An 18,477-nucleotide genomic window follows, 5' to 3' on the forward strand; every position below is an offset into this window, starting at 1 on the left:
GAGGCGTAAATGGCAGGCGGATATGGCGGTTACGGCGGTTATGGTGGCTACGGTGGCTATGGCGGTTACGGTGGTTATGGCGGCTATGGGGGATACGGCGGTGCCGGCGGGGGTGGCGGCGCCATGTTCGCCGATCGCAGCGATCAGCGGTTCGCAATGATGCCTGAAATCGACGGCGCCCTGCTCAATGCGACCAGCTTTGGCTCGCTCTGGTCGACCCGATGGTACTCCTGGGTCGTGATGTCCGACCTTGCCCGCCGAGCAGACTGGCTCGACCGGCTGGGCGGATTTTCATTGCTCGGCGCCGGAATGACGCCATGGGCCGAAGGTCTTCAGGCGGACCTCGCCACGTTGAGGAACATGGCCTTCCTCGAGCGCCCTGTAGCAATCGACGAGATCGTGACCGAGGCTGACGAGTTCATCAGCAAGTTCCTGCACCTCGTGTCCGCGACGGCGACAACGCACCCGGCGACATCGCGCATGCTGATCGTTGCGGATGCGCTGACGGCGCTGATCACGATGCACTACAAGGCTCATTTCAATCGTCCCCGCCCCACGCAAGTGGCGCCCGCCCTGATGTCACCGATCGAGCATGCCGGACACGCATCGTTTCCGAGCGGCCACGCCACCCAGGCGCATGTCTTCGCGGCACTCCTTACGGAAATCATGCCGAAGCGGCTCGGCGTTGCGGCACCGACCCCGGCAGATCCAGAGAGAACCACGATCGGCAAATCGCTCGTCTTCCTTGCAGATCGGATCGCACGCAATCGCGAAATCGCCGGTCTTCACTATCCGTCGGACACCAGGGCAGGCGTAACACTGGCGGAAGCAATCACCAGCAAGATTCTCCTGGATTGCGACTACCTGCCGAAATTTGCAAAGCTCGTCGACAACGGCAAGCGCGAGTGGGAGAACTCTGGCGTCATCGCGGGAGAGAAAAATGCCCAAGAGTGACAGCTACGGCTTCTACGAGGAGGTTCCGGACGGGTTCAATCTCCTCGACGCGACGCCGGACCAGTTGGATCTCTACGGCATTCCGCAGAAGCCCGATGCCAAGACCGAGCCGCGCCTCTACGAATTCTGGCGACGGCTGGTTTCCTCGCCGTTCAGGGCAAGGCAACCGACCTTCAGCAGCATCGATCCTTCTGCCCAGGGAGGCCCATTCGAATCGCTGTTGAACTGGTCGGGCGCGCTCATCCATTCGCTTCCACCCGAGCGGATCGTCTTCGCAGCGGGCGGATGGAATGTGCCAAAAGTGGCTCAGCCGTCCATCCCCGCCCTTTTCACCCCCTCGAACGATCCAAGGGCGTTGCTATGGGTGGGCCTTGACGGCCACGACGGCGGATTGCCGAACATTTCCCTCCCTCAGATCGGCACCGCCCACTGGCTCAATCACAAACCCGAGCACTTCGCGTGGTGGGAATGGTGGCGCAACACTTCAGCGAATGCGGTGCCTGAGCCGCCACAGGCAATCACGGTGATCGACAATCTGCCGATCAATGTCAGCGACGAGATCTTCGCTGGTCTCGCGGTTCAGGTCAGCGGAGACGTCCTCTTCTTCATCAAGAACCAGAGCATCGGCGAATTCCGCTCATTTCTCGCCCGGCCGCCGGGCGTGATCCGGCCGCTCGGATCGTCGGTGGAATGGATCGTGGAGCGGCCGACAGATCCGCCCAGCCGGCAATTATCCGCGCTTCCGGCTTATGGCTCCGTGGATTTCAGATACTGCATGGCCCGGGCGGCATCCGAAGGGCCGCTCGCGCCCGGACGTTTGCTGACGCTGGATGACAGCGCGCTGATGATCCATATGCGCGAGATTTTTGCGGACCCCAATCGTACCATCGCCGTCTCGAGCCCGGAGCTCAGGCATGACAAGGACGGCTCCGTTGGCGTCACATGCAGCTACAAGGAGCCGACAGGGTAATCGGCTCTTTGAGACTCCCACCTACTCCGGCTTGATGTTCGCAGCCTCGACCACCTTCTTTCACCGCTTGATCTCGGAGGCGATGTAGGCCGGCCGGGCACGCGCATTCCCGCCTACAGGGCCGCGCTCGGTCACGTCGTGCTGGTGCGGCGAGCGGATCGCGCCAAGTCGGGGCTGACGAGCTGAGCAGGCGTTAAATCACGATGTGATCGAAATCGGCCGCGATCCGCGTATTCGGAAATATCCTTGATGCTTCAGCCAATATCTCTTCGTCTTCGTAGCGCCCGGACATATGGACCAGCGCGAGCTGCTTGACGTTGTTTGCAGCGGCAAGCAAAGCGGCTTCGGTCGCCGTGAGATGGCCGTAGTCCCGCGCGGTCGACGCATCGCGATCAAGGAACGTCGCCTCGATCACCAGCAGATCGGCATCAGCGACATGTCTGGACAGCCCCTCGGTGGTTTCGGTGTCGCCGATCACGACGAGCTTCCGGCCGCCGCTCGGCGGCCCCAGTACGTCCTCCGGATCGATCGTGCGGCCGTCGATCACCACCGGTCGTCCCGCGGCGAGCTCTCCGCGCATCGGCCCATCCGGGACACATAGCGCCGTGAGGCGGTCGGACAACAGATGGCGCCGTGCGGGGCTCTGGAAGGAAAAACCAAAACTGTCGGTGTCGCGGTGGCGGACCGGAAAGCAGTCGATGGTGAAATCGCCGGCATCAAGAACTTGGCCTTCGGACAGCGGCGCGAATTCGACCGGGATCGGCGCCCTGCCCGCGCCCCACAGGCCCGCGAGCATGCGGATGACGATGTCGAGTGTGCCCGGCCCCGCATGAATGGTCATCACATCGGCGCTCTGGCGCAAGCCCAATGTCGAGAACAGGCCGGGAATGCCGAGCACATGGTCGAGATGGCCATGCGTCAGCAGGATGCGGTCGAGCCGCCGGAAGCCCGCGCCACTGCGCAGCAGCTGGCGCTGCGTGCCTTCGCCGCAATCGACCAGAATGCGCTTGCCCGCGGCTTCCACAAGCAGCGCTGGATGGTTGCGCTCCGCCGAGGGAACGCTGGCCGAGGTGCCGAGAAACGTCAGGGCGAACATGGTCGTCAAATGTCCAGCGGGTCTGGAAGCTGCCTTCGATCGACTGGCGGCCTCACCGCCCCCAATGCCACGCGAGCAGCAGCGCGTACAGACCCATCGCCCCCGCATAGAGCGTGGCCAGCAGCGCGTATCCCGCAATCTGGCGGCCGAGCGCGGCTTTCGGTGTGACCCACCAGTCCAGTGCCTTGAAGGCGGCGGGCACGAGCCACCAGCCGAGCAACTGGGTGCTGACGAGATTGCCGATGAACAGCGACAGCCAGAGCGGCACGCCGTGGCTATCGATCAGCGGCGCGCTGATGAAAGTGCCCCAGAGATAGACCACTGGATAGAGCACCAGGAGCACGATCAGGTTGCTCTTCCAGATCAGGCCCGGCCCCTGCTCCGGAACCTGCGTCTTGCCGGCCGGGAACCAGAAATTGAAGCCGTAACTTGCTCGCTTCACACTCATGCCGGCGTTGAAACGCGCGCCTTCCTCGAGCAGCGTCTGCCGCAGCGATGAGTCGAGCCACGCATTGAGGTTGGCATCACTGTCGAACGACAGGATGATGATCCATTCGTCATGCAGGCCCGGAATCGGCCGCTCGACCTTGTGGCGCAAAAATCCCTTGAACTCGGCCTCGGCGGCCTGGATGCGCTGCTGCCATTTGAGGAATGCGTCCTCGAGCCCGTCCGGGACCTTGAAGGAGATCACGGCGGAGACCGCATTGTCGCGCTGAACGCCGGTGTCGGGCAGGATGTGGACGTCCTCCGAACCGACGAAGTAGCGCTGCACCTGTCCAATCAGCTTCGCCCGCACCTCGCTCTGGAGCCAGGCGCGTGCGGCGGCCGGGCTTGCGAAGCGCAGGATCGTGACCCAGTCGACATGTGCCGGCGGCTGCGGCGGCACCACCTCCTGGCCGAGGAAGCCCGGCCAAGCCTTGAGCGCCTCGCCGACCTCGCCGTTCCACCGCGCGAACGCGGCAAAACCGTCATCGGCGATGCGGCGCTGGATGACGAGGGCGACCGGCTGGCCAGCTGGATCAGGGGAGGCACTCATCGCTGTCGCACGCTTCAGCTTTTCTTGTAGAGGCGCTTGCCCATCACCCAGGTCTCGTCGACGCAGCGATCGTCGCCGACCATCATGACGGCGAACAGCATGCTCGCGGCCTCGTCCATCGTGCGCGGGCCGGCGCCGTCAGCGATCAGCGACTGGTGCCATGCTTGCGCGGCTTGCCCGCCGTTCGGATCGAGCGCGACGAAATCAGCCTCCTTGCCGGGCTCGAAATTGCCGAGCTTGTCGTCGATGTAGAGGCCCTCGGCACCCCCGAGCGTGATCGACCAGAACCCGCGATAGGGCGAAAGCTTGTTGCGCTCCGCTTCGGCAAGGTCCTTGCGCGCCGGATCGATGCTGCCGTCGAGCAGCGTGTTGTTGCACATGCCGACCTTGTAGGCGTCGTCGAGCACGGAGATCATCGAGAAGCGGTTGCCGCCGCCGACGTCGGTGCCGAACGACATCTTCACCCGATGCTCCGGATCGGTGGCGCGGCCGAGCCGGAACAGGCCGCTGCCGAGGAACAGGTTCGAGCACGGGCAGAACACCACCGCGGCGCCCTTCTTCGACATGCGGCGGAATTCGTTGTTCGAGAGATAGACGCCGTGGCCGCCGGAGAATTTTGGACCGACCAGATCGAACTTCTCGTAAACGCCGAGATAGTCCTGGCAGTCCGGATGCTCGACCAGCACACCGCTGCATTCGGCCGGGTTCTCGGAGATGTGGGTGTTGACCCAGCAGTCCGGATGCTCATGCTTGAGGCGCTGGCACGCTTTCAGCAGCTCCGGCGAAGCGCCGAAGGCGAAGCGCGGCGTGATGGCGTAGAGGTTGCGGCCCTTGTTATGGTACTGCGCGATCAGCCGCTTGCTATCGCGATAGAAATTCTCCGGGGTATCGATGAAATCGGCAGGCGCGTTGCGATCGATGCCGGTGAGACCCGCGATGACGCGCATGTTGCGGCGGGCTGCTTCCTCAAACAATTCCTCGGTCGAAACCGGCGAGGAGCTAGTGAAGGCCTGGCAGGTGGTGGTGCCGGACGCCAGCAGCGCGTCGAGGAAACGCTTCACGCCCTCGCGCGCGTAGTTGCGATCCCGATATTTCAGCTCTTCCGGATAAACCCACTTCTGGAGCCACGGCAGCAGCTGCTCGCCATAGGCCCCCAGCACGCGGGTCTGCGGCAGATGGATGTGGCCGTCGATAAAGCCCGGGACGATGATCCGGTCCTTGATCTCAGTCATCGCGACGCCGGGGTGCGCGGCCGCGACCTTCTCGTAAGGTCCGAATGCCTTGATGACGCCGTCCGTGACGACCATGAGGCCGTCCTGATGGAAACGCGCCGCGGCCTGCTCGTTGCCGACGTGCTTCCAGGGATCGTCGACGAAATCGAAGAACGTGCCGCGAATACCGACGGTGGTCATGATCGGGTTCCTTCCTTAACTCTGTGTGGCCTGGCGCGACGCGGGCAGCGAGCTCACAAGCAGCGTGCCCGCAACAGTGCAGAGACCGAGATAGAGCCATCCGATCGGCGCCTGCGTCGCTTCGGGCAGCACCGCCGCGATCGCCATGGCGCCGCTCACCGCGAGATAGCAGAGCGCGCTGATGAGGCCGCCGATCAGGCCGTGGTCGCGTTCGAACAGGCCGAGCGCCATGCCGTACATCATCGGGCACAGCACACCGCAGCCGCCGAGCACCAGCGCACCGCCGATCGTGATCGACGCGAAATCGAGACCCGACACCATGCCAGTCGCGGTCAAGACCGCGGCACCGGCGAGAAACAGCGCGAAGGCGCCAAAGCCCATCACGCGAGCCGGCATGAAGCGCGCGAAATGCGCGCAGCCGAGCTCGCCGGCGAGATTGACCCCGCCGAGGCCGAGCGCGACCAGGCCGTAGACCGCCGCCGAATAGCCGAGGCCGGTCTGGTAGAAGAACGGCGCAACGACACCGAAGGCGAGCTGCGCGCTTGCAGCGGCCGCAAACACGAGCACGAAAGCGAGGAAGCCGGCACGGACCAGCGCATCGCGAAGAATGCCGGCGGTGCGGCGCGGATCGAACGGCGCGCGCCGCTCTGCCGGCAGCGTTTCGGGCAGCAGCAGCGTGACGATGGTGGCGACGATGGCCGCGGCGATGGCGATGATGACGAAGACGCCGCGCCAGGACGTCAGCTCGACGATGAAGCCGCCGGCGGCCGGCGCAAGCACGGGCGCGAGGCCCCAGGCAGCGCCGAGCAGGCCGGAGATCGCCGTGAGCTCGCGGTCGCGATAGCAGTCGGCCGCGACCGCATAGGCAACCACGAGACAGGTGCAACCGCCGATGCCTTGCAGGAAGCGCAAGCCCAGCAGCAGCGAGGTGCTGGTGGCGAGCGCGCAGGCAATGCTCATGGCGATCAGCACCGACAGGCCCGCGAGCAGGACGTTGCGGCGGCCGAGCGTATCGGAGGCGATGCCGACCGGCACCAGCGCGAGACTCATGCCGAGCATGTAGGCGGTGACGGTGTTCTGCATCGAGGCGGGATCGGCGGCAAGGTCCACCACCATCTGCGGCAGGCCGGGCGTATAGGCATCGAGCGGAATCTGGCTGAACGGCACGACGCACAACAGGATCGGCACGATCCCACTCCTGGCGCGACCGGCGTCCGAAGCAAGTGCAGTCATGGATAACGCCCCCTCGATGCCCGCAGACCTCATCTTTTGTGCGCACAATGAGACGCGACGATGCAGGTTGCGGATCTTGACGCGCGGAGCGTGCCAGAACTGTGTGTAAAAACTCTTAGGAGGTCCCGTGTCGATACGGCCTACGGCGGCGATGGCTCTGTTGCGAGGGCATGCAAAAAAACGCGAAAACAACCCCATGCACAGTACAAATCGTTGATGAATTTCGTCCGGCGCAGCGCGGGCTCCGTTTACAAGGGACGTTTGACACGTCGGGCAAAACAGGAGCAGAATTGCATGCTTCCCCGATTATGAATTTGCCGTCGCGCCGATGCGGTTAACCGTTCGGAAGGCACGGCTGTTTCGAATCCCGCCCTCCGCTTCGACATCGGCGCCCCAGCGGGCAGCTCTAGCGCCCGTTTCGCGATGCTGCGCTTGGCCGCGGCGAGCGGCCGCTGCTCGGCATCCCCGCGGAGGGCCACCGACCTGCGAGCTCCGGGGGCGTGGCCCGGAAGATGAAAAACCCAAGGTAGCCGATCGAATTGATGTAGTCTTTAAGTAGCCGTCGTGCAAAACTTCTATCCATTATTCTGCTGAGAGATATTGGAGGATTTTCATGCCCGCCCTTGCATTTGCCAATAACGACATCGCGGTCGTCGCCTGGACCTTCGACAAGCGCTTGCCGAACTGTCTCGGTTTTGCCGTCTATCAGCGCGACCTGGCCACGAATGTGGAAATCGCGCTACCAGCGCTCGCGCGCTTTGCATCCCAGGACGTTGATGCCCACCTGACCACAGAGCAAGCGCCGATCCAGAAATTTTGGTGGAAGGACCTCTATGCACATCGGGGCCACACCTACCGCTATCGCATCGTTGCCATGGGCGGCACGCCAGGGCAGCTCAAGCCGCTCGACGGCGTCGAAGAGCTCACCAGCAACGACGTGACGCTCGTTCCGGATAGGCCGCCGTTCAAGGCCTACTTCAATCGTGGGATCGTTGCTTCCCAGTCGGTCATTCATGCGCTGGGCGACAAGGCCGACATCAACGTCCTCAAGGAGCACATTACCAACCCTGCGGATACCTTGCGTGCACGCCTGATGGGTCAAATCTTCGAGGGCGTCACGTTGCTGCTCGACCGCGCCGACAAGTCGAACGGCAAGATCAATGCCGCGCTGTATGAGCTCGATGATCCCAAAGGTCTTGAGGTCCGTCTGCAGGCCGCCGACAAGGGCAACCCGACAAGCCGCACCGTGATCCTGGGCAACGAATGGATTCACGACGACACGACCGGCCAAGATATCGAAGATGCCGATGCCGACAACCGTGCGGCCCTGAAGAAGGCCGGCGTTCCGGTCATCGACCGCATCGTCCAGAAAGGCCGCATTCCTCACAACAAGTTCTTGGTGCTCACCGAGGCAACCAAGCCCACCGCTGTCCTGACCGGATCGACCAACTGGACCAGCAGCGGCCTCTGTACGCAGACGAACAACGCCCTGGTCATCGAATCGCAGCTCGTCGCGGAACGCTATATCGAGTACTGGAACGAGCTGAAGAAAGACATCGATCAGGCCTCAGGCAACCAGAAGGCGCTCCAGGGCGAGGTCCTGCGAACATGGGCTCGCAACAACAACGCCAAGCAGCCAATCAGGCTGGAGGACGGCAAGACCACGATCGAGTTGATGTTCTCGCCCAACACCAAGAAACCACTGGCGAGCCCTCCCAAGGAGGTGCCGAACGACGTCAGGCGGATGTTCGACCTGGTCAACGGCGCCAAACAAGCGGTGCTGTTTCTTGCCTTTGATCCCGGCAACAACTCTATCCTCGACGCGGCGGGCCAGGCGCTCGCGAAAAATCCAGATCTCTTTGTGCGCGGCGCATTGACCAGCACGCAACGCGCAGGAAATTTCCGTGACGCGCTGAATCGCGGCAAGGAGTCGGAACACGGCGACGGTGAGGACATGCATGTCGCGGTCATCGGCGAGGCCGGCAAGCCGAAGAAGAAAGGCGCCAAGGGAGCTGCAAAAGCGGCGAAAACCAAACCAAGCAGTGCCCCCGACTATCGCGCGATTCCGGCGGGTTCGCTGACAAAGAACGACGCCTTCGGGGCCTGGGAAGGAGAACTCTACAAATATGGCCACGCGATCATCCACAACAAGATCGTGGTCATCGATCCCTTCAGCGACAATTGCACGGTGATCACCGGCTCACATAATCTCGGCTACCGAGCGTCGAGCAACAACGACGAGAACATGGTCATTATCCGCGGGCATCGCGGTTTGGCGCAGGCATATGCCTGCCATGTCCTCGACGTCTACGATCATTACGCGTGGCGCTACTGGTTGCACAAATATCCAGATCGGTTCGGCAAGCCGCTTCGCGACGACGACCAATGGCAGGACAATTACATCGACGGCGCGGCTGAGAAGTCGCCGGAGCTCCGGTTCTGGCTTTCGTCGGCCAACAACGGAGTGGCGCAGCCTGCGCCGGCGGGCAACAGACCAGCGGCAAAGAAGAACGCAGCCAAAAAGGCCGTAAAAAAGAAGACAACGAAGAAAAAGAAGGCTGCCAAGAAGACCGCAAAGAAGAAGACCGCAAAGAAGAAAGCAGCCGCGAAGAAGACGACCAAAAAGAAAGCTGCCAGGAAAACGAAATCAGCCAAGAAAAAATGATGACAATCGACCCGGCGAGAAGTCACGGACGATGAAGCTTCCCGCCGTGATATCGCCCCTACGAGCGGACGGGCCAGAGGTCATCCTCTGGCCCAAGTCCTAAGCCCCCCGCGCCGACTGCGCCTCGACCGCCTGCACCGCCACGCTCGCGACCTGCCGCAGCGCCTCGCGATCCGCGCCCGAGGACGCCATCACGCCCATGCCGACTGCGACGGCCGAGACGTAGCGCGCGAGTGCGGCGGGATCGGCGCTCGCCCTGAGGTCGCCTTCTGCTTTGGCGCGGATGAAACGGTCGCGAAGCTGGTCCTCGTTCTGGGCGCGGCGGGCAGCGAGCTCGAACGGGACGTTTTCGGAGCCGGTGCCGCAGGCGATGCCGCCCTGCACGAGCAGGCAGCCGGGTGGATTGGCGGGATCGGTCTGCTTGTCGGCGATACCGATCAGCATCCGCTCGGCGACGGCACGGGCGGTGGGTGCAGCGACCACCTCGTCCATCCAGACATTGCGAAGCTTGGTGTAGCGGTCGAGCGCGGCCTTCAGCAGGCCTTCCTTGTTGCCGAAGCAGGCATAGAGGCTGGGGGGATTGATGCCCATGGCCTCGGTGAGCTGGGCAATCGTGGCGCCCTCATAGCCATGGCGCCAAAACACTTCCATCGCCTGGTCCAACGCCGTCTCGGCATCGAATTCCCGGGGGCGTCCCATGCCCATTGCCTGTCTCCTCGGACTTCACGTTCCGCCTGAGGCTTAACGCCAAATCCTATCTATTTGTTCTAGCTTTCTTTTCTCGCCGTCTTCCAATTGTCGCGGTATGTGGCTACAATTTTCTTAGTGAACGGTACATAAGTATCTTGCACTGCGACATCCAGCTCCACATCTGTAGTGAACACTACATATCTGGAGCGCGCAAATGCATCCCTCCCAAAATACCCGCCGTACCGGCCGTTTCCGACGCCTTCTAGCCGGCGTCGCCGTCGTGGGCGCCCTCGCCGCGGCAGGCTCGATCGCGACCGGCCACTACTTCCACGCAGCGCAAGCAACCGCAACAGCGGCTGCGGCCGAACAGGCCGTATCCGTCACCGTGGCGATGATCGAACCAAAGTCGACCGTGCTCTGGGACGATTTCTCCGGCCGGCTCGAGGCCATCCAACGCGTCGAGCTGCGCCCGCGCGTGGCCGGCGCGATCATGTCCACCAACTTTACTGAAGGTGCGCTGGTGAAGGCCGGCGACGTGCTGTTCAAGATCGATCCGGCGCCGTACGCGGCCGAGGTCGACAAGGCCGCCGCCCAGCTCGAAGCCGCCAAGGCGCGCGTGGTCTTCACCCAGAGCGAGCTCGAGCGCGGTGCGCAGCTGGTCGGCAACGCCGTGGTCACCCGGCGCGACTATGACCAGCGCGACAACGCCAATCGCGAGGCCATCGCCAACGTCAAGGCAGCCGAGGCGACGCTGCAGACCGCAAAGCTCAATCTCGACTACACCGAGGTACGCGCGCCGGTTGACGGCCGCGTCGGCAAGATCGAGGTCACGGTCGGCAATCTCGTCGCCGCCGGCACCGCCTCCCCGGTGCTGACTTCGCTGGTCTCGGTCAATCCGATCTACGCGTCATTCGATGCGGACGAAGAGGTGGTGCTGCGCGCGCTGAACTCGATCGCGGATGCCTCCGGCCAGCGCGGCAAGCTCGACCAGATCCCGGTGGAGATGACGACGTCGGGTGGCCTGTCGGCGAAGGGCCACATCCAGCTGATCGACAACCAGGTCAACGGCCAGAGCGGCACCATCCGCGTCCGCGCGGTATTCCAGAACGAGGACGGGCGTCTGATCCCCGGCCAGTTCGCCCGCGTCCGCATGGGCCAGCCGAAGCAGCAGACGCTGGTGATGATCGACGAGCGCGCGATCGGCACCGACCAGGACAAGAAGTTCGTGATGGCGGTCGGCGACGACAGCCGCGCGGTCTATCGGCCGGTCACGCTCGGCGGCGCCGTCGACGGGCTCCGCATCGTCACCTCGGGCCTGAAGTCCGGCGACCGCATCGTCGTCAACGGTTTGCAGCGCGTGCGTCCCGGCGCCCTCCTCAAGACCGAGGTCGCGGCGATGGGCGCGCGCGGGCAGCAGGCTTCCAACCACAGCAACCAGGACGTGGTGCAACGCTAGTGTTCTCGGCGCGCGTAGCGCGAAGGACGGTGCGCAATTGCGCACCTGAGAATCTCACAGTTACGAAACTCCGATGACTTCACCTCTGGATTCCGGGTTCGTGGGCTTCGCCCACGCCCCGGAATGACGGCGGAGCTTTCGGGGAACCGCAAGATATTGCCCAGGGGCAAGCCATGAATCTCTCGAAGTTCTTCATCGACCGTCCGATTTTCGCCGGCGTTCTTTCAGTCCTGATCTTCCTCGCAGGGCTGATCTCGCTGTTCGCGATGCCGATCTCGGAATACCCCGACGTCGTGCCGCCCTCGGTCGTGGTGCGCGCGACCTATCCCGGCGCCAATCCCAAGGTGATCGCCGAGACCGTCGCGACGCCGATCGAGGAGCAGATCAACGGCGTCGAGAACATGCTCTACATGTCGAGCCAGGCCACGACCGACGGCGCGATGACGCTGACGGTGACGTTCCGCCTCGGCACCGACCCCGACAAGGCGACGCAATTGGTGCAGAACCGCGTGCAGCAGGCCGAGCCGCGCCTGCCGGCGGTGGTGCGCCAGCTCGGCATCATCACCAAGAAATCCTCGCCCGACCTCACCATGGTGGTGCATTTGCTGTCGCCCAACGGCCGCTACGATATGACGTATTTGCGCAACTACGCCGTGCTCAACGTCAAGGACCGCCTGGCACGGATCGACGGCGTCGGCGACGTCCAACTCTACGGCGCCGGCGATTATTCGATGCGGGTCTGGGTCGATCCGCAGAAGGCGGCCGAGCATGGCCTGACCGCCAGCGACATCGTCAAGGCGATCCAGGCGCAGAATGTCGAGGCCGCCGCCGGCGTGGTCGGCTCCTCCCCCAACGTCAAAGGCATCGACCTCCAGCTCTCGGTCAATGCAGAAGGACGGCTCGCCAACGAGGAGCAGTTCGGCGACATCGTGGTCAAGACCGGCTCGCGCGGCGAAGTGGTGCGGCTGCGCGACGTCGCGCGCATCGAGCTCGGCGCCTCCGAATACGGCCTGCGCTCGCTGCTCGACAACAAGCAGGCGGTGGCGATCCCGATCTTCCAGGCGCCCGGCTCCAACGCGCTCGAGATCTCCGATCGCGTCCGCGCCACCATGGCCGAGATCAAGAAGAACATGCCGGAAGGCGTCTCCTACCAGATCGTCTACGACCCCACCCAGTTCGTGCGCTCCTCGATCGAGGCCGTGATCCACACCTTGCTGGAGGCAATCGCGCTGGTGGTGCTGGTGGTGATCCTGTTCCTGCAGACCTGGCGCGCCTCGATCATCCCGCTGCTGGCGGTGCCGGTGTCGATCGTCGGCACGTTTGCGGTGATGCACGTGTTCGGCTTCTCCATCAACGCGCTCAGCCTGTTCGGCCTCGTGCTGGCGATCGGCATTGTCGTCGACGACGCCATCGTCGTGGTCGAGAACGTCGAGCGCAACATCGAGAGCGGGCTGTCGCCGCGCGATGCCACCTATCAGGCCATGCGGGAGGTATCGGGACCGATCATCGCGATCGCGATGGTGCTGATCGCGGTGTTCGTGCCGCTCGCCTTCATCTCCGGCCTCACCGGACAGTTCTACAAGCAATTCGCGCTGACGATCGCGATCTCGACCGTGATCTCCGCCGTCAATTCGTTGACGTTGTCGCCGGCGCTGTCCGCCCTGCTGCTCAAGGGCCACAACGAGCCGAAGGACCGGCTGACGATCATCATGGAAAGGAGCCTCGGCTGGTTCTTCCGCGGCTTCAATCGGGTGTTCACCTACTCTTCCGAGAGCTACAGCGGCACCGTCACCAAGGTGATCTCGGGCAAGGCCGCGGTGATGGGCCTCTATGTCGTGCTGGTCGGCGTGACAGCCCTGCTGTTCCAGCAGGTGCCGAGCGGCTTCGTGCCCGGCCAGGACAAGCAATATCTGGTCGGCTTCGCACGCCTGCCCGATGGCGCCACCCTCGACCGCACCGAAGAGGTGATCCGCAAGATGAGCGACATCGCGCTGACCCAGCCCGGAGTCGAGAGCTCGGTGGCCTTCCCGGGCCTGTCGATCTCAGGCTTCACCAACTCCTCCAACGCCGGCATCGTGTTCTCGACGCTGAAACCGTTCGACGAGCGCAAGGATCCCTCGCTCAGCGGGCCCGCGCTCGCAGCCGAGCTCAACAAGAAATATGCCGGCATCCAGGAAGCCTTCATCGCCATGTTCCCGCCGCCGCCGGTCAACGGCCTCGGCACCATCGGCGGCTTCAAGCTGCAGATCGAGGACCGCGCCGGTCTCGGCTATGACGCCCTGAACGAGGCGACCAAGGCGTTCATGGCGGCGATGCAGAAGGCGCCGGAGATCGCCGGCGTGTTCTCGAGCTTCCAGGTCAACGTGCCCCAGCTGTTCGCCGATATCGACCGCACCAAGGCGCTGCAGCTCGGCGTGCCCGTGACGGAGGTGTTCAACACGCTCCAGATCTATCTCGGCTCCTACTACGTCAACGACTTCAACAAATTTGGCCGTACCTACTCCGTCCGCGTGCAGGCCGACGCGCCGTTCCGCGCGCGGGCCGACGACATCAGGCAGTTGAAGGTCCGTTCGTCCTCCGGCGACATGGTGCCGTTGTCGGCGCTGCTCACAATCCGCCAGAGTGCGGGTCCCGAGCGCGCGATCCGCTACAACGGCTTCCTGTCCTCCGACATCAACGCGGCGGCCGCGCCCGGCTTCTCATCGGGCCAGGCGCAGGAGGCGGCGACGCGGATCGCGGCGGAGACGCTGCCGCCCGGCTTTGCCTTCGAATGGACCGACCTGACCTATCAGGAGTTCATCGCCGGCAATTCCGGCATCTGGGTGTTCCCGCTGGCGATCCTCTTGGTGTTCCTGGTGCTGGCCGCACTCTATGAGAGCCTGACCCTGCCGCTCTCGATCATCATGATCGTGCCGATGGGCCTGCTCGCGGCGATGTTCGGCGTCTGGATCTCCAAGGGCGACAACAACGTCTTTACCCAGATCGGCTTGATCGTGCTGGTGGGACTCTCGGCCAAGAACGCGATCCTGATCGTGGAATTCGCGCGCGAGCTCGAATTCGCCGGCCGCACGCCGATCCGGGCCGCGATCGAGGCCAGCCGCTTGCGGCTGCGCCCGATCCTGATGACCTCGATGGCGTTCATCATGGGCGTCTTGCCGCTGGTCCTCTCGACCGGCGCCGGCTCGGAGATGCGGCGCGCCATGGGCGTTGCGGTGTTCTCCGGCATGATCGGCGTCACCGTGTTCGGCCTGTTCCTGACGCCGGTATTCTACGTACTGCTGCGCACCGTCACCGGCATGAAGCCACTAGTGCATCACGGCAGCGGCAGCAGCGTGGTGCCGGTGCAGACCGCCAGTCACTAAGACGCAATGAGCTTTGGCTCACCGCGTGCGAGCCGGGAATTCGGATCACCTCTCCCGAAGGGAGATAAGGCTATCGCATATGGAAGGCTTGCCTGCGGCCATCCTTCGAGACGCCCGCCTTTGGCGGGCTCTCAGGATGAGGGCGGAGTACGCGGCAGCAGTTTCAGCAGGCACAGCTGCCGCTTAGACTCATCCTGAGGAGACCGCGGAGCGGTCGTCTCGAAGGACAAGGCGCGCGCTCTCTTGCCGCCAAATTCCTCCTGCATCGCCGGTGGCAGCTACTTCCGGTTCTCCTCGCAGAATTTCAGCGCGGCGAGCGCCTCGCCGGCGCGCGGGATCTGCATCTCGATGCTGTCGTCGTCATCGTCCTCGAAATCAAGCGTGAGGCGCTTCGCCTTCGAGAGCCGGTCCATGATCGACTGGTCGTATTCGAAGATGCCGCGGACGGTGGTCTTGTCCATGACCTCCCACTTCGCCTTCTTCATGATGTCGGCATCGTCGGTGCCGACATCGGCCCGCAGGATCTCGCCGACCTTGTCCCATTCCCAGCCGTCGTAGATCATCACGATCACGATCGCCTTGTCTGAATAGGTGATGACGATGACGTAGTCGCGGTTCTCGTCATCCTTGTCCTTGTAGCCGCGGCTCGCATTGCAATGCGCGTCCTGCGAGCGCTTCTCGATGGTCCAGTCTCCGACCTTGGATTGTTGCGCAAGCGCGGGTCTTGTGCTCAAGGCGGCTGCGCTCAAGATGCCCGCAAGCATTCCGGCCGCGAAAAGCAATCGTTTCATGTCAGCCTCCAGCGTGTTCCCCACGCCGAGATGACCACCTCTCCCGGCGGCCCGCAAGGGTCTGACGAGTCCGGCCAAGGCCGATGCTGAACGGGAGCGGCCCTACGCCCGCCGCGGCACGATCGCGATCGGGGTGAAGGTGTAAACCTCCGCGCCGTTCTGGTTGAACATGGTCCATTTCACCAGCGCGATTCCCTGCGGCTTCGACTTCGACGGGGTCAGGCTCATGACCTCGCCAACCAGATGCAGGCGATCGTTGGGCCGGACCGGCATGGTCCAGCGCAGACCGTCGACGCCAGCCCCGATCAGCGGATGCGGGCCGAAGGGACGGGTCTGAATCGCAAGGTTCATGGCGATCGCCGCGGTATGCCACCCAGAAGCGGCGAGGCCCTTGAACAGGGTCGTCTTGGCGGCCTCGTGATCGAGATGCATCGGCTGCGGATCGAACTCGGCGGCAAAGCGCTTGATGTCGGCCTCGGTGACCTCGACCTCCGGGGATTTGAACCGCATTCCGACGCTGAGATCGTCGAACCACTCGACCTGCGCAGGGATTTCTCGCGCCATGATTTTGCCTCGCAATGTGATGCACCGCCCGCGGCCGGCGCGCGGCTGAAAGGATTGACCAGAACGGGACATAGCGGCTCCGCGCCGCACAAACCAGCCCGGGGTTCCCCGCGAAACCCCTTTCCCGATGCGACGAAACACGCCTGAAACAGATCGCGGCTTAACTCGTTGTCAAAACAAATACAGGGACGGCCACCATGCAATTCTTCATCGAGCTGATCTACGACTACGCCTGCTGTCAGCACCTCGTCGCCCAGCCGCTGCGGGAGGACGAGCTATGATCGAGCTGATCTCCGGCGTTCTCGTCCTTTGCAGCATCGGCGTCTTTGCAGCGCATGCGCTGGATGCCTACCGCACCACGCACTAGGATCGCCGCGCGTTTCCGGCGCACGCGCGCGCTTTGCTGAAAACGCGCTAAAGCGCGATGAGATTAAGATTAATCGCATCGCGCTTTAGGTTATCGACTGAGCATGATCTTATCGGAAAACCGCTACACACTTCTCCGGATCATGCGCTAGAACGGCCGCCGGTAAAAATGCTCCGAATGCGTCGCCGGCGGAAACCGGTTGGCGAGTGCCAGCGCGCCCCTCTCGTCTGTCTCGATCGCGATTTTCTGCGCCAGCATGACGTCGCCGGGCACCAGGAAGCCTGAGGGGACGAAGCACCATCCCATCATCGCGTGCCCGTCGCCGTCGATCTCGTGGACATTGGCGGCGGTGCCGTAATGGATGCGATAGGTCTTGCCGGTATCGCAGCCGATCACATCGAAATACCGGTGCTGCTCGAACTGCGTACGCTGCTCCGGCGACAACCATTCGGCCAAAAGCCGGCGTCCGCGCGCATCCGGCGTGTTCTCACCGAAGAAGCGCCGATAAAGTTCGCGCAGCGCATGCAGGCGCGCACGCGCCGGCGCGCGAAGCCAAACTGCCGCGATCATGAGCAGCTCAGATCAGCCGCCGACCAAGCGGGGGTAGAACAACGTTTCCTGCGCGGTCGGGTCGAACGATCGGATCCGGGTGACTTCGCCCGGCCCGGTCCGGAGAGCGGCGGTAAAACCGGCTCCGGTCAGCTCCCGAAAGCGCCGTTCGGCTCGCGCCAGCGCTTCGGCATTGCCAGGATCAAACTCGTGGCGCGTGTCGCCAGTCTGGTCCATCACGATCTGGGTTGCCATCGTTGAGTCTCCTCATGCCCAGCCCCGAACCTGATCATCAAAGCGAACGTCGTGCCGTCGGTTCCTGATGGCAACAACTTTCTCGCGCTGGCGCATCACGCCTTGCTGAACAAGGGCGCTTTCGCGCCAAATGGACGCGTCAAGAAAACGCGTCAGAACACGAATCTGATTAGCGCGAGGCGGCCGCTCCGCCGCCCTCGTCGATCTGCCGTCCCATCAGGGCGATCGCCTTCTGATAGACGCCGGCCGCATTCCAGGCCTCGATCGCGGCAAAATTCGGCTCGCCCGGCTGGTAACCGGCTCCCGCACGCCAGCCATGGGCCCGAAGGAAATTCGCCGTCGAGGCCAGCGCGTTGGCGGCAACGTCGAGATTGCCGGTGCCATAGGCCAGGATGTTCTTGGGCATGAACTGGGTCTGCCCGACCTCGCCATGCATGGAGCCGCGGGTGGCGCCCGACAGCGTGCCGCGGTCGATCAGCTTCAGCGCGGCATAGAGCTGGTCAGTGAAGAATTCGGGGCGGCGGCAGTCATAGGCCAGGGTCGCGATCGACGACAGCATGTTCTGGTTGCCGCGCTGGCTGCCGAAGCCGGTCTCCATGCCCCAGATCGCGATCAAGGGCCCCGGCGGGACGCCATAGCGCTGCTGGATCGAGGCGAACAAGGCCGCCTGCGACTGCTTCAGCTGCCGGCCCCTGACGACGATGGTGGTGGCGCCGCGCTTGGCGAGGAACTGGTCGAGCGACAGCGAAAAGCTGCGCTGGCCACGGTCGGCCGCGATGGTGGCGCTGGCATAATTGGCCTGCATCAGCGCCGCGATCGCGGTCTGGCCGATGCCCTTGCCTTGCGCCTCCGCGCTGAACTCGCGCTTCCAGGCCTCAAATCCCGCGGGCGAGCTGCCGCATTGTGCGGCTTTGGCGGCCGGCGCCAGAGAGAGAAGCAGCGCAGCCGCGCCGATCATGGCCGTCGCAACGGTCCTGCCCTTGGTCATTCTCGTTCCTCTCTCCCAAACGCGCGCGACCGGCTCGCGCGGGGGCATGATCCTACGTCGGCCCGGATCGCTCAAGCCCCACGCGGCGC

The 18,477-nt window shown here is 63.7% G+C and carries 15 protein-coding genes; 5 read left to right on the top strand and 10 right to left on the bottom strand.

Annotated features, from left to right (window positions below):
* Positions 1–9: 9 nt before the first annotated feature.
* Both JJB99_RS22690 and JJB99_RS22695 read left to right on the top strand, forming a co-directional pair.
* Entirely contained in the window at positions 10–954 is a 945-nt protein-coding gene (locus JJB99_RS22690; protein WP_200494532.1) for a phosphatase PAP2 family protein, read from the top strand.
* Entirely contained in the window at positions 941–1,924 is a 984-nt protein-coding gene (locus tag JJB99_RS22695; RefSeq protein WP_200494533.1) for a G1 family glutamic endopeptidase, read from the top strand. Before JJB99_RS22690 ends, JJB99_RS22695 begins: the two co-directional genes overlap by 14 nt.
* A 193-nt stretch (positions 1,925–2,117) precedes the next feature.
* On the opposite strand, the gene rnz is transcribed toward JJB99_RS22695, so the two are convergent.
* The 4 genes from rnz to JJB99_RS22715 are packed head-to-tail and all read right to left on the bottom strand — an operon-like array spanning position 2,118 to position 6,701.
* Positions 2,118–3,020: a ribonuclease Z gene (rnz, locus tag JJB99_RS22700; RefSeq protein ID WP_200494534.1), complete on the bottom strand. Its 903-nt coding sequence runs from the start codon at positions 3,018–3,020 to the stop codon at positions 2,118–2,120.
* A gap of 52 nt (positions 3,021–3,072) precedes the next feature.
* Positions 3,073–4,056, bottom strand: a complete 984-nt coding sequence (locus tag JJB99_RS22705) for an antibiotic biosynthesis monooxygenase (RefSeq protein WP_200494535.1) — start codon at positions 4,054–4,056, stop codon at positions 3,073–3,075.
* A 14-nt stretch (positions 4,057–4,070) separates the two neighbouring features.
* Complete coding sequence (guaD, locus tag JJB99_RS22710; RefSeq protein ID WP_200494536.1) at positions 4,071–5,468, bottom strand: guanine deaminase; 1,398 nt, start codon at positions 5,466–5,468, stop codon at positions 4,071–4,073.
* Between the two features lie 15 nt (positions 5,469–5,483).
* Positions 5,484–6,701, bottom strand: coding sequence for a multidrug effflux MFS transporter (locus JJB99_RS22715; protein ID WP_200494537.1), 1,218 nt, complete (start codon positions 6,699–6,701; stop codon positions 5,484–5,486).
* A gap of 613 nt (positions 6,702–7,314) precedes the next feature.
* Here JJB99_RS22715 and JJB99_RS22720 point away from each other — a divergent pair.
* A complete protein-coding gene (locus tag JJB99_RS22720; protein ID WP_200494538.1) occupies positions 7,315–9,366 on the top strand; it encodes a phospholipase D-like domain-containing protein in 2,052 nt (683 codons plus the stop codon).
* Between the two features lie 99 nt (positions 9,367–9,465).
* On the opposite strand, the gene JJB99_RS22725 is transcribed toward JJB99_RS22720, so the two are convergent.
* Complete coding sequence (locus JJB99_RS22725) at positions 9,466–10,071, bottom strand: TetR/AcrR family transcriptional regulator (protein ID WP_200494539.1); 606 nt, start codon at positions 10,069–10,071, stop codon at positions 9,466–9,468.
* A gap of 199 nt (positions 10,072–10,270) precedes the next feature.
* Here JJB99_RS22725 and JJB99_RS22730 point away from each other — a divergent pair, with 199 nt between their 5' ends.
* Both JJB99_RS22730 and JJB99_RS22735 read left to right on the top strand, forming a co-directional pair.
* A complete protein-coding gene (locus tag JJB99_RS22730; RefSeq protein ID WP_200494540.1) occupies positions 10,271–11,512 on the top strand; it encodes an efflux RND transporter periplasmic adaptor subunit in 1,242 nt (413 codons plus the stop codon).
* 173 nt (positions 11,513–11,685) lie between these two features.
* Positions 11,686–14,874: an efflux RND transporter permease subunit gene (locus JJB99_RS22735; protein WP_200494541.1), complete on the top strand. Its 3,189-nt coding sequence runs from the start codon at positions 11,686–11,688 to the stop codon at positions 14,872–14,874.
* 278 nt (positions 14,875–15,152) lie between these two features.
* Here the strand turns inward: JJB99_RS22735 and JJB99_RS22740 are convergent, their stop codons facing one another.
* From JJB99_RS22740 to JJB99_RS22760, 5 genes are all read right to left on the bottom strand, one after another.
* Positions 15,153–15,665 (bottom strand): hypothetical protein, encoded by a 513-nt coding sequence (locus tag JJB99_RS22740; RefSeq protein WP_200494542.1) that lies wholly within the window; start codon positions 15,663–15,665, stop codon positions 15,153–15,155.
* Between the two features lie 102 nt (positions 15,666–15,767).
* The gene (locus JJB99_RS22745; RefSeq protein ID WP_200494543.1) at positions 15,768–16,229 is read right to left on the bottom strand and encodes a MaoC family dehydratase; all 462 of its coding nucleotides are present in this window, start codon (positions 16,227–16,229) and stop codon (positions 15,768–15,770) included.
* 514 nt (positions 16,230–16,743) lie between these two features.
* Positions 16,744–17,166 (bottom strand): hypothetical protein, encoded by a 423-nt coding sequence (locus JJB99_RS22750; RefSeq protein WP_200494544.1) that lies wholly within the window; start codon positions 17,164–17,166, stop codon positions 16,744–16,746.
* 12 nt (positions 17,167–17,178) lie between these two features.
* Entirely contained in the window at positions 17,179–17,400 is a 222-nt protein-coding gene (locus JJB99_RS22755; RefSeq protein ID WP_007592399.1) for a hypothetical protein, read from the bottom strand.
* 169 nt (positions 17,401–17,569) lie between these two features.
* Entirely contained in the window at positions 17,570–18,388 is an 819-nt protein-coding gene (locus JJB99_RS22760; protein WP_200494545.1) for a lytic murein transglycosylase, read from the bottom strand.
* Positions 18,389–18,477 lie beyond the last annotated feature (89 nt).

The sequence above is a fragment of the Bradyrhizobium diazoefficiens genome, from assembly GCF_016616235.1.
Lineage (GTDB): Bacteria > Pseudomonadota > Alphaproteobacteria > Rhizobiales > Xanthobacteraceae > Bradyrhizobium > Bradyrhizobium diazoefficiens_H.